This is a genomic window from Corallococcus sp. NCSPR001, from assembly GCF_017309135.1.
Classification (GTDB): Bacteria; Myxococcota; Myxococcia; order Myxococcales; family Myxococcaceae; genus Corallococcus.
Map to the genome: position 1 here is coordinate 5,466,734 of NZ_JAFIMS010000002.1, position 12,778 is coordinate 5,479,511.

A 12,778-nucleotide genomic window follows, 5' to 3' on the forward strand; every position below is an offset into this window, starting at 1 on the left:
TGCGGCTAAACGTCGCGCCGTTGAAAATGATAACCATTTTCATAATCACGACCCAGGCGAAGCGCAGGTGGCGGTCCCAGGTGGGCGTGGCCCTGCTGTCTTCCATCTGCTTCGGGGGCCTGGCGCACGCGGGAACGACCCAGGCGGAGGCTCCGGCGGCCACACCCGAGGCCGCTCCGGCGGAGCCCGTCATCGAGCTGCCGAAGCTGATCCACGCCGTGGAAGCGCCCTACCCCGAGGAGGCGGAGCGCGCGCGGTTGGAGGCGAACGTCCGTCTGCGCCTGCGCGTGGACACGCAGGGCGTGGTGACGGAGGCGGAGGTGATGGAGCCCGTGGGCCACGGCTTCGATGAAGCCGCGCGCACCGCCGCGCTCCAGTTCCGCTTCATGCCCGCGAAGCGCAACGGCGTCCTGGCCCCCGCGCGCGTCACGTACACGTATGTCTTCCAGTTGCCCGGCCGCTCCAAGGCCGTGGCCGCCACGCCCCCGCCCGCGCTGTCCAGCGGCCCGAAGGCCCCGGCCTCCCAGGACGACGAGGCCCCGACCGAGTACGAGGAGGACGTCGAGGTCACCTCCGTGGGCGAGACGCGCGCCGAGCGCCGCCGCAAGTCCGCGGAGGCCGTGCAGGTCATCGAGCTGGAGCAGGCCCGCATGGAGTCCGCCGACCTGGGCACCGCGCTGGCGCGCACGGAGGGCGTGGACGTGCGCCGCACGGGCGGCCTGGGCAGCGGCGCGCGCATCTCCATCGCGGGCCTGTCGGATGATCAGGTGCGCTTCTTCATCGACGGCGTGCCGCTGGAGTTCGCGGGCTACGGCCCGGGCCTGGCGAACGTGCCCGTGAACCTGGTGCAGCAGATGGAGGTCTACACGGGCGTGGTGCCCATCCGCTTCGGCGCGGACGTGCTTGGCGGCGCGGTGGAGCTCGTCACGGACCAGGACGTGCGCGGCTCGGCCGTGGCGGGCTCCTACGAGCTGGCCTCCTTCAACACCCACCGCTTCACCGCGAGCGGGCGCCACTACCAGGACTCCACCGGCCTGATGGTGCGCGCGCACGGCTTCTACGACGACGCGCGCAACGACTACCCCGTCAACGTGGAGGTGCCCAACGACCTGGGCAAGCCCGTGCCCGTGGAGGTGCGGCGCTTCCACGACGGCTACCGCGCGGGCGGGGCTAGCGTCGAGGCGGGCTTCGTGGACAAGCCCTGGGCGCGGCGGCTGCTGGTGCGCGGCTTCTTCAACGCCGCCGGCCGCGACATCCAGAACGACGTCAACATGGAGTCCGCCTACGGCGAGGTGACCACCGCCGACGGCTCCGCGGGCGCCACGCTGCGCTACGCGCAGACCTACGACCCGGGCGTGAGCGTGGACGCGGTGGGCGGGTACACGTTCCGCCGCAACCGGTTCCTCGACATCGGCTCGTGCGCCTACGACTGGTATGGCCGCTGCTTCCTCACCCTGCCCCAGCCCGGGGAGATCACCGAAGGCGGCACGGAGCGCTACGTCAACCAGCACACCGCGTTCGCGCGGCTCAACGCCGCCTGGACGCCCGTGCCCGGCGGCCCGCACACGCTGCGGCTCGCGGTGTCGCCCACGTTCGTGGCGCGGACGGGCGAGGACCGCCGGCTCCAGGCGAACAACCAGCCGGATCCGCTCTCCGCGCCCCGAGGCGTGACGTCGCTGGTGACGGGCCTGGAGTACCAGTTCGATGCCATGGACGGGCGGCTGCAGAACATCGCCTTCGTGAAGGACTACCTCCAGGACGTGCGGGCACGGAAGCTGCTGGCCAGCGCGGAGTTCCTGGACCAGGGCCGCACCGCGCACGAGCTGGGCGTGGGGGACGGCCTGCGCTTCCGCATCACCCCCGAGCTCAGCGCCAAGGCCTCGTACGAGTGGGCCACGCGGCTGCCACGCCCGGATGAGCTCTTCGGTGACGGGAACCTCATCGACGCGAACCTGACGCTCCAGCCGGAGACCAGCCACAACTTCAACCTGGGGCTGGGCTACGCGTCCGAGCCCGGCCGCGCCGGCAGCTTCCGCGCCAACGTGGGCGGCTTCGCCCGGCTGACGGATCAGCTCATCATCCTGATTGGCCAGGGCAGCTCGTTCACGTACCAGAACGTCCATGGCTCCCGCTCGCTGGGCGGAATGGGCTCCGTGGGGTGGACGTCGCCGGGCCGCTACCTGAGCCTGGATGGCAACGCCACGTATCAGGACCTGCGCAACACATCCGGCGAGGGCAACTACGCCGAGTTCAACGACCAGCGCATCCCCAACCGTCCCTACCTGACCGCCAACGGCAGCGCGCAGGCCCGGGTGACCGGCCTGCTCAAGTTCCAGGACGAGCTGCTCGTCACGTGGCGCACGCGCTACTTGGACGGCTTCCTCCTCTCCTGGGAGGCGCTGGGCAACGACGAGAAGCTGGGCATCGATTCACAGCTCACGCACGGGCTGGCGCTCACCTACGTCATCCGCGACATGACGACGCGGCTGAGCTGGACGCTGGACTTCCAGAACATCACCAACGCCCAGACCTACGACTTCTACGGGGTCCAGCGCCCCGGTCGGCTCATCGCCGCCAAGTTCACGCTGGAGCGCTGAACATCGCCTCCCTGTCTTTCGCCGCACCCACACCCCACTTGAAAGGGAAGTCCTTTGAAGCCTTCACCCTTCCTCCGCACCTCCGCGCGTCTGCTCCTGACGCTCTCCCTCGCCTTCACGACGGCGGCCTGCAGCGACGACGACGACAACACCACCCCGGACGCGGGCACGGGCACCGACGGTGGCACGACGACGACGCCGATGTACGCGTTCGTCGCGCAGGTCAGCGTCGAGGGCAACTCCACGAGCTACGTCATCCTGACGGAGACGCTGGACCCGGCCACGCCGCTGTCCACGGCCAACGCCACGCAGATCAACGGCCGCGCGCTGGGCTCCGGCATCTCGAAGACGGGCTCCCTCTTCGTCTCCAGCAGCGCCGGCGCCACCGTCACCCGCTACGACCTGACGGCCAGCAACACGCTGGAGAAGACCGGTGAGGTCACCTTCGCGGGCAAGGGCGTCACCTCCATCGGCGAGTACCAGAACCAGTTCCAGTTCGTCTCCGAGACCAAGGCCTACTACTTCGACGGCCGCAACTCGCAGGTCATCATCTGGAACCCGAAGGACATGACGCTGACGAACAGCATCTCGCTGCCGGCGATGACCGTCGCCGGCAGCTCGACGACCTTCGCCTCCAACCCGCTGCGCGTGGGCACCAAGGTGCTGATGCCGCTGGGCTGGCGCGCGGGCGCCGCCGTCACCAAGAAGGCGGGCATCATCGTGGTGGACACCACGAACGACGCCGCGGAAGTGGTGACGGATGAGCGCTGCGGCTACGTGCGCGACGGCATCGTGGGCACGGACGGCAAGGTCTACCTGGCGACGGAGGCGTACGGCGCCGCGGAGAAGCGCGTGTCCGGCTCCAACCCCAGCGTGCCCACCCCGTGCCTGCTGAAGTTCGACCCGGCGACGAACAAGTACGACGAGTCCTTCTTCAAGGAGCTGAGCACGCTGACGAACGGCGGCGCCACCGGTTCGCTGCTCGCGGGCCCCAACGGCACGGGCTACCTGCGCGTGCTGGATGAGACCGTCTCCCCGGTCGCGGCGGACACGGTCGCGCGCACCCTGGCGAGCGCCGTGGCCTGGAAGTGGTGGAAGATCGACCCGGCCGCCGGCACCCAGGCGACGCTGGTGGACACGCTGCCGGCCAGCACGGGCAGCTCCTTCCTCTACGAGATGAACGGCCGCACGGTGTTCAGCGAGTTCACCAATAACAGCGGCACCACGAACTACCGCGAGCTGACGGACCTGAGCGGCAACCTGGTGGCCACGCACCAGGGCCTGTCGTTCTCGTTCCTGCAGCTGCGCTAGTCCGCAAGGCCGCCTGAAACATCCGGCCCCCGGGATCCGAAGATCCCGGGGGCCGTTTCATGACGGGAAGCTCACGTGCACATCAGCCACGAGCACTTGCCGGACTGGCACTCGCGGCCGGAGGAGCACAGCGAGCCCTTGGGGCGCTTGTTCACGCACTTGCCGTCATTGGTGCCCCAGCCGCAGAACTGGTTCGAGGCGCAGTGCGAGTCCGTGGAGCAGGTGCAGACACCCGGCACGTCACCGCAGTCGTCCCACGCGCTGCACAGGCTGGACTTGCACTCCGCGTCGAAGCGGCACGTCTCCGACACCAGCTTGGTGCTGGGGGCGTAGGCCTTGCCGCAGATCTTCGGGTACGCCGCCTCGCGGGTGGCCTTGGCGACGTAGGGGTCCACGCCGCCGGTGTCGATGTCGTTGGCCGCGTCCGCCATGCCGGTGCGCGTCCCGTTGGCGCGCTCCCACATCCGGATGAAGTTCTCCGCGGAGCCCTCCAGGCCCGAGGTGTTGACGCCCAGTTGCTTCAGGTCCTTCACCACGTCGGGCAGCAGGCCCACGTGGGCCAGGCCGTACACGTCGAAGTCGGTGCCCAGCGGCGGCGGGCCGGAGACGCGCTGCTGCTCCTCCTGCGCGTCCGCCTCCGCGCGGAAGCCCGCGGAGCACGCGCCGAAGTCACCGAAGCGCGGGCGCGTCTGCTGGATGAAGCCGTTCAGGTCCGCGCCGAAGCCCATGTTGACCTTCAGGCCCTGGCGGCCGAACTCGTACGCCTGCGCCAGCGAGCGCGTGGAGCCCTGGCAGTTGTTGGCCACCGGCGTGCGGTTGTAGTTGCGCGTCTCGTCGTGCGCGGTGCGCAGGCCGAACATGCCGCCCGTCTGGCGCACGTAGCGGACCACCCACGACGGCGTCGTCTTCTCGTTGGCGGCCAGCTCCGGGTTCATCACCTCGCGGAAGTGGCCGTGGGAGATGAACAGCGGGTAGTACGTCCGGCCCTGGGACAGGGCATAGGCGTCCTGGACGCTCTTCTCGGACATGTGGGCCATGTCGATGAGCATCCCCTTGTTCATCATCTCCTGGACCAGCGCCTTGCCGTCCGCGGTGAGGCCCTTGGTGTTCTTGCAGTTGGCGTCCACGTCGAAGCCCAGCGTGAAGCCGTTGCCGGTGAGGCCGCAGTCCGTGTCGATGTGACAGTTCTCCAGGAACTGGGCCACCTGGAAGATGGCGTTGTGCGGGGCCGCGCCGCCAAAGCGGTTGTCCAACTGGTGCACGGGCTGCAACGAGCGCACGCCCAGCGAATAGACGCGGTTCAACTCCGCGCGCCAGTCCTTGGTGCCAAAGAGCTTGCTGGACTCGATGGAGAGCACCATGGCGAGCTTGCCCTGGGCGATGATCTGCCGGGCGTGCGCGGGCGACAGGGCGATCTCCGCCCAGTCCGTGCGCGCGTCGAAGTCACGGGCCATCTGGAGCTGGACGTCCACGTCCATCATCTCGTCACAGGGCCGCTTGAGGTTCTGGTACGGCAGCGCCTTGCAGAGGAACTCGTTGCTGACGAGCGACACCATGACCAGGGACATGCCGCCCTGGCGGGCCTTGTTCAGCCAGCCCTCCCACGCCTGCTGGTGCGCGATGGTGTCCCAGCGCGGCCACTGGGTGGGCGTCTCCATGCGGCCCAGGTGCAGGCCGGTGTCGCCCTCGGTGCCCTCCACCTGCCCGATGACCTCCGACGCCACCGCGCCCCCCACGCCGAAGACGTCCGACAGGATGGGGATGCCGCCCAGGTTCACGCTGCCGGAGTTGGGACAGAGGTTGAGCATGTCCCGCAGGTCCATGCGGACGCGCGCGTGGTCGCTCTCCGGCATGCCGCCGTCACAGCTCGCCAGCGTGCCGGTGTGGCCACCGTGGAACCACCCGCCGCCAAAGGCCTCTTCCGCGAACATGTGGTGATGCATCTCCGCGAAGCCGCTCACCGCGAGCGGCTGGGCCACCTCCGCGGGCGCTTCCGCGGGTGCGGGCGGCTCGTCGGTGACAGGCCCGCAGGCCAGCGCGAGCGACGTGGCCGCGAGCAGCGGTGAAGACAGAAATCTTGAGACAATTCGGGAATGACGCGACATGCGATGCACCTTTCCGGGTGGAGGTGCACCGGGCGTATCAGCACCGGTTCCAGCTAATCAAATCTCACGGTCTAAGCGCGGTGACGCATGACATTGACGCACTGCGCGGCGCGGCGGGTTGTCACCTGCTCGCGCCGTGGCCATGTGTGCTTCATGGCGGCCATCGACACGCTTCCAGATCCTCCGTTGCCGGAGCTGCTGAAGCGCGTGGGCTTCCGGCGGAGGCGGCGGGGGTTTGGCTCGGCCACCCAGTTGCTCTGGAACAGGGTGGAGAGCAACACCTCGCTCCTGGAGCTGTGCCGGATCCGCAAGGACCTCACCGACGAGGACGAGACCGTCCTGAAGCAATGTCAGGAGAAGCTGGACGCCGCCTGCTGGTGCCTGGACAAGCCCTCGGGGCGCTGGTCCTTCTCCTACTGGGAGCTCATCCACGAGGTGGACGGGCTGCTGCTCCTGGTGATGCCCGCGTCCATGCTGGTGCCCCGGGCGCTGGAGATCCAACAGCAGTTCGAGCGCCGGGTGACGGACTCCGCGCGCGCCCAGCTCTGGCTCGGCGCGGACAGGACGAGCGGTCCCCTGCCCCGGTGCGTGCGCGGGCTCACCCACGTGGACGATCCCCCGCCGCTCAGCACCGAGCAGGGCCGGTATTGCCGCAGCGTGCTTCGCGGGGCGCTCGACACCGTCAACCAGCAGGTGGACAAGACGTTCTGGCAGCTCTCCATCAATGTCTCGCTGCAGATCTTCAGCACGCTGCTGTTGCTGGCGGTCTTCGGCATCTCCTTCCTGCTGCTCTCGCGCGAGCTGCTCCAGACCTGGCCGGGGGAGCTGATTCCCCGGGGCCTGCTGCTGGTGGGCTTCGCGGGGGCCTCCGGGGCCATCATCTCCAACATGCTGTCGAAGGAGCGCTTCCTCGTCGCCACGGGAGCGACGGGCCGCTTCTTCGCCTACCACCTGATGGTGAAGCCCGTCATCGGCGCGTTCGCGGCGCTGATGCTCCTGTTCCTGGAGCAGTCCCGCATGCTCCTGTCGGTGGACACGCGGGCGGGAAGCACCGGCGTGGATCCCAGCCCTGCGCTCCTCCACATCGTCGTGAGTGACAACCAGGCCGTGTTCTTCACGCTGATGGCGCTGTCGGTCGTCGCGGGCTGGTCCGCCGACAAGCTCCTGGGTTCCATCATGGACAAGGTGCTGGGCCGGCTCCTCGGCCAGTCGGAGAAGGTGCTGCCTCCGTCCAGCCCCGCGGGCACGCCTCCGCCACGCGCGCCGGCGCCGGCCGCGCGGTGAGGCCTCAAGCGGGCGCGGGGGCTTCGTGGCGGGGCATGGCCCTCCGGGCGAAGCGGGCCAGCGCGGCAAGCAGCTCGTCCGCCATGTGCAGCGCATTGGGGCGCCAGGGCGCGGTGAAGCGCGCGTCCATGCTGGTCTGGCGGATGGTGGACAGCCACTCGTGCACCACCCGCTCGGAGTAACCCGCGCTGCGCGCCGCCTCGTGCAGGAGCGAGTATTCGCGCAGGAGGAAGGTGGAGAACGTGACGGGGTCGTCCGCGCCCAACGCGATGGGCACCGGCGGGGGCGCGCTGTCATCGGCGCGCGGGGGATTGAGGCGAAGGATGGGGTGGTTGCGCAGGTCCATCAGGTTGCCGATGAGCAGGTTGCTGGACGGGTTCACCTCCACGACGGTCCCCCGCGCGCCCACGTGCCGGCGCATCGCGTCCTGCGCCGCCCGGAGCGCCTCCACCTCCGACGCATCCAGCGGGATGTCCACCAACTGCTGCCCGCGCTGGAAGACGCGCTCGTCCTCCCGGTAGGCGATGAGGAGGCTGCGGACCTGCTCCGCGTTGAGCACCCGGGTCCAGTCCAGCCGGCGGAAGGCGCGGCTGAAGGCATCCAGGCCCACGCCGCCCTCCTCCCGCGCCAGCGGCGGGCTCCAAAGCGTATGCAGCACGTGGTGCGCTTCGGCCAGCACGTGCGGCGCGACGCAGTCTCCGAAGACGGACTCGGACAGCTCGCGCAGCATGTTCTCCACGCGCTGCGGGCGTCCGGGAGGTGCCTGCGCGGCGAGCGCCGGTGGCAGCCGGTAGTCGCCGTAGAGACGCCACTCGAAGACCAGGTCCCACAGCCGGTCCTCGGCCGGCATCATCACCGCGCCCACGGACTCGGCCCACATCCCGGGCTCCACGCCCAGCGCGGTGGCGTGGCCCAGCCGTCCTCCCGTGCGGTCCAGCAGGTAGTGCAGGCTCTCATAGATGCGGCGCAGGCCCTCCATGAGGTGCCGGTAGTCCTCTCCCACGTGCGACGTCAGCCGGAGCGGCGGCGCGCCCCGGGCCTCACGCCTCGTCGCGGCGCGCGCGGCGCCCCACCGCACGTAGCGGTACAGCGGCGCCAGCACCCACGTGGGCACGCTCAATTCGTCCGACGCCACGTCCAGGCCCCGCACCAGCCAGAGCGACAGCGGCACCGCCTTCAGCAGGTCCACCAGCGCCTCCGCCTGCACCGACTGCGCGGCGAAGTAGTCGGAGAACCGTCCGCCCAGCCGCACGCGTCCCTCGGGCACTGGCTCCGCGTACGTCCCCACGCCGTGCGCGGGCGGCTGCCCCTGCGTCCAGTGCCGGCCGGGGTCCCGGGACTTGATGAGGTGCATCACCACGCCGAACTCCGGCGGGCGCCCTCCGACAGCGCGCTCACCCGTGCGGCCCAGCACGCCCCGCCACGAGCGCGTGAGGGAGGCCAGCTCCTCCGCGATGAGGATGGGGTCGTTCGCGAGGCTCGTGCGGACCTCCAGCGCGGCGATGGGCTGGTCGCCGCCCGCCACGGCGTAGGACACCTCCGCGCGCACGGCGCGCAGGGGGCGCTTCATCGCGCCCGGGCGGCCATAGAAGCGGATGAACCACTGGAGGCCCGCGGTCAGCGGCCGCTGCACGTAGGCGCGGTAGCTGAGGCACCGCACGCGCTGGACCTGCCAGAAGAGCCGGTCGAAGTGCACGTCATGGAGGCCCGCGCGCTCCATGCGCCCCAGGTGGTTCAGGCCCGCGCGCACCAGCCAGCGCTCCCCTCCGTTGGGGCTGCTCAGGCGCAGCCGCAAGGCGACCGGATCACACCGCCGCCACACCTCATCGAGCGTGGCGGGCGGGTCGGTCACGTTGCGGACCGCCAGCGGGTGGAGGTCTTCGTACAGGCCGCGCAGCTCATCCAGCGCCGGGAGGACCTCCCGCCGGCCCCGCGAGAGCGCCTCCAGCGTGCGGGAGAGGACGCGCCGCCGCTGCGGCAGCCACGCCTGGGATTCGGAGAGGCCGCGCACGAAGTCCAGGAGCGGAGGCGTCTCGCGGCGCAGCAGGACCTCCGCGAGCACACAGCGGGTCACCGCCGCCGCCAGCAGCCAGCGCAGCATCAGCTCCCCTTCGTCGAAGGGCAGGCCGGGCCCCGTCAGGGCGCGAGGATCCAGGCCCGCGTCGCCCACGGCGGACAGCAGTGACGCCCACAGGAGCGGGAAGTCCATGCCCGCGCCGACGTGGTGGTGGACCTCCGCCACGCCCCGGTCCAGCAGGTGGCGCACCAGCAGCGGCGGTTCGATGTCCACGCGCGTGGGAGGCGGCTCCACCGGCACGGCCGCCAGCAGCAGGTCCTCCGGCATCGCGAAGGTGAGCCAGCGGTAGTGCGTCAGCGCCTCCACCGCCTCCGCGCCCGTGCCCTGGAAGATGACGGTGACGCCGGGCCTGCGCTCCAGGTGCGTGTCCGCCAGGTGCCGCAGGTAGTGGAACATCGACACGCCCGTGCGCGGAGCCTGCCGGTGGCTGGCGTGGCCTCGCGAGGGGAACCAGAACGCGTCGCGCACGGCGATGATCCGGTCCAACGACCAGCCGCTGGCGTGCTCCGACAGGCTCTTCTCGCACTCGCGCCAGAGCGCGCGCGTGGGCTCGCCGGAGGCGCCTTCCAGCGACGGAACCAGCTCCGTCACCGCTGAACGGAAGGCCCCGAGGCTCGTCAGCGGGAAGCTGGCCACCTCGGCTCGCACGTAGGCCTCCGGGACGCGGCGCGGGGCCAGGTTTCCCGGAGGGGGGCGCGCGCCCTCGTTGCTCACGGGTGCTCATCCGTGGACGGAGGCGCCATGCGGGGCGGCGCGCCCATCACCACCCCCACCAGCGGATCCCCGTCGTGGTCCATGACCGTGAACCAGGCGTCCACCAGTGTGTCGAGCCAGCCGTAGTACGTCTCCGACGCGCGCCCGCCGCCCGCGCCGAGCGCCTGACGCAGCGACTCCGCCGCGCTGGAGCGGTTCACCGCGTCGCGCACCCGCTGCTGCCGGAAGGCTGCCAGTCGGGGCGCCTGGGTGCGCCAGTCCTTCATCAGCGTGTCCCAGCCTTCATTCGGGCGGGCGACGCCGGGCGGCTGGCGCAGCAGGCTCCGCGCATCGAAGGCGAGCGCGAACTCCGGCAGCACCTGGAGCGGCAGCGTGTCGCGCAGCCAGGTCCGAGCCGTCCAGAGCCGGTCGTATCCGGCGCTGTGCTCGCGGATCCGCGAGACGAGCTCCGCCACCGTGTCGCGCACCTGCTGCTCATAGCGCTCCAGCGCCAAGGCCAGCCGTGGAGCCTTCAGCACGGACACGGCGCCCTGGCGTTCATCCCCCCAGCTCCACTGCCCCAGCGCCATCCCGGCCACGGAGCAGATGTTCTCCACCCACGCGGCCTGGATGAAGCGGGCGCGCAGGGTGACCTCCTCCGCGTCGCCCGCGGTGAGGAAACCCCTGGGGAGCCGCGCGAGGAACGCGCGCCACTGCGCGGTGAGGATGGCGAACTCGATGAAGGTGTTCCACGAGGGCGGCGTCCACCAGAACGCGGCCTGGACGAACGGCTCGCCGCGCGCGCGGCCCGACCAGAGCTCGTGCACGGTGACGACCATCTCCGGGCTCATCTCCAGGGCCGTCACGTCCGCGCTCAGCACTCGGGGCCGCTCGAAGAGCATCAGCACGTCATGCAGGACCATGAACCAGCCGGCGACGCTCGCGGGCAGTGGCGCTTCGCGGCCGGGCACCTCCAGGTCCTCCAGCATCAGCACCACCTCGTGGAAGCGGCGCAGGTGCACCTCCGTGCCCAGCACCCGGGCGTGCGCGCCAATCCCATCTCCACCGGGATCGCGCGGCGGCGCCTGGAGGACGCCGTGGAGGCTGGTGCGCTTGGAGCGGCGGATGGGCTTGCCCGTCAGGTCCAGGCAGACGCGGCCCTGGTCGTCCTGCCGGAGGATGCGGTGGTGCAGTTGCTCGCTGGCCCAGGCCGGCAGGTCGCTCTCGTCGATGGCGTTGCGGAGCATCTCCGACGCGATGCGGACCACGGGCTCGCCCTGCTCCGGCGCGGCCCCGGCGGTGGGCGCGGTGGAGGACAGGACCTCACGCCGGACGGCGTGCCACAGGTCCTGCAGGGTGCGCGCGGGCAGCGTGAGCGCGAGCCTCCCCACGTGGTGGAGCAGCGGCCCGTCCGGACGCTCCTCGGTTTCGCGGACCTCCGCGTCGTCGGTGCGGAGGGCTTCGCGGTAGCAGCGCGCCACGTCGGGCGCGAGCCGGCCCTGCAAGTCGAAGAGGTCCGCGAAGGTGTCCAGCACGCGCGACTCCGTCCGCTTGCCGGCCGGGAGCCGCAGGCGCCGCAGCAGCGAGCCCAACGGCTCACCCCGGCCATCCACGGGGAAGCGCCAGGACTCGTGGGGCTCCACCAGGTCCAGCACGATGCGGTAGCTGGGCGGCAGCGCGCGGCGCAGCGTGGTGGCCGCCTGGCGCCGGGCGATGGCGAGCGTCTCCTCCTGCCCGCGCGCGCCAATGCCGGCCTGCCCGGAGATGATCAACTCCTTCTGGAAGGAGCGCTCCATGAAGCGCTGGAACTCCTGGTGGCCGGCGGCCAGGACGAACCAGAGGTGGCGGCTGGCCACCATGCGCGTGAGCTTCACGATGTTGTATAGGTGCTCGATGCTGCGGTCCACGTTGTCGATGGGCAGCACCAGCAGCACCTGGTCACCGCCGGACGCGCCGAAGCGCGGCATGGACAGCGTGCGCGCCACGTCCTCCATGGCGTCGGCGAAGCGCGGCTGGAAGTTGGCGTAGATCTCCGATGCGCGGATCTGCTGCTCCGCGCGCACGCGGGCATCGGTGGTGGACGGGATGTCCTCCCACATGAAGGACGCGTCGCGGATGAGGTGATCCAGCTTCCCCCACGTCTCCTCCGCGCCCTCTTCCAGGATGGAGGAGGACCACCGGGCGGACTCGCCGCGCGTGCCCTTCGCGCGGCGGGGTTGATCCAACGCGGCCCGCACGCGGACCAGCAGCGTGGCCAGCAGGTTCGCCTGCGTCGGGACGGGCTCCAGGTCGAGCGGCTCCAGCCAGAGGATGCGGCGCTCCAGCCGTTCGAGCGTCCGAGACAGCGCGGCCACCTCCGGACCGGGCGCCCCGGCCACGAAGGACTTCCAGTCCCGCAGCGCCTGCACGGCGCTGAGCAGGAGGGTCGTCTTCCCGGAGCCCCTGGAACCGGACACGAGCAGGCTGGTGGAGAGGTGTTCGGTGTTGGCCTCATCCCGCGCGCGGGTCTCACAGGCCGCCTCCAGCCAGGAGAAGAGCTCCTGGAGGCCCTGGCGGGTGGGGCTCAGCAGGTCGTCCCAGGCGAAGGCCTGCGCCTCCGGCTGGGGCGTGGGCAGGTAGGGCTGGCCCGCCTCCGGGGCATCGTGCGGTGTCGTGGCCATGGCCCCGGAGGATGGGCGGGCGACTCCTCCATGCGAATCGCCCTGGAGTCA

General features: G+C 70.8%; 6 protein-coding genes. 3 read left to right on the forward strand and 3 right to left on the reverse strand.

Annotated features, from left to right (window positions below; translation table 11 throughout):
- Nucleotides 1-86: 86 nt before the first annotated feature.
- A complete protein-coding gene (gene mxcH, locus JYJ93_RS24115; protein WP_269012405.1) occupies nucleotides 87-2,597 on the forward strand; it encodes a TonB-dependent siderophore myxochelin receptor MxcH in 2,511 nt (836 codons plus the stop codon).
- A 54-nt stretch (nucleotides 2,598-2,651) separates the two neighbouring features.
- Nucleotides 2,652-3,908, forward strand: a complete 1,257-nt coding sequence (locus tag JYJ93_RS24120) for a hypothetical protein (RefSeq protein WP_206795036.1) — start codon at nucleotides 2,652-2,654, stop codon at nucleotides 3,906-3,908.
- Nucleotides 3,909-3,979: 71 nt separating this feature from the next.
- Here the strand turns inward: JYJ93_RS24120 and JYJ93_RS24125 are convergent, their stop codons facing one another.
- On the reverse strand, nucleotides 3,980-6,013 hold the full coding sequence (locus JYJ93_RS24125) for a membrane dipeptidase (protein WP_206795038.1): 2,034 nt from the start codon (nucleotides 6,011-6,013) through the stop codon (nucleotides 3,980-3,982).
- 153 nt (nucleotides 6,014-6,166) lie between these two features.
- Here JYJ93_RS24125 and JYJ93_RS24130 point away from each other — a divergent pair, with 153 nt between their 5' ends.
- The gene (locus tag JYJ93_RS24130; protein ID WP_206795040.1) at nucleotides 6,167-7,297 is read left to right on the forward strand and encodes a hypothetical protein; all 1,131 of its coding nucleotides are present in this window, start codon (nucleotides 6,167-6,169) and stop codon (nucleotides 7,295-7,297) included.
- 4 nt (nucleotides 7,298-7,301) lie between these two features.
- Here the strand turns inward: JYJ93_RS24130 and JYJ93_RS24135 are convergent, their stop codons facing one another.
- Together JYJ93_RS24135 and JYJ93_RS24140 are read right to left on the reverse strand one after the other, a co-directional pair.
- A complete protein-coding gene (locus JYJ93_RS24135) occupies nucleotides 7,302-10,088 on the reverse strand; it encodes a hypothetical protein (RefSeq protein WP_206795042.1) in 2,787 nt (928 codons plus the stop codon).
- On the reverse strand, nucleotides 10,085-12,727 hold the full coding sequence (locus JYJ93_RS24140; protein ID WP_206795044.1) for an ATP-binding protein: 2,643 nt from the start codon (nucleotides 12,725-12,727) through the stop codon (nucleotides 10,085-10,087). The genes JYJ93_RS24135 and JYJ93_RS24140 overlap by 4 nt, the downstream gene beginning before the upstream one ends.
- Between the last annotated feature and the right edge of the window lie 51 nt (nucleotides 12,728-12,778).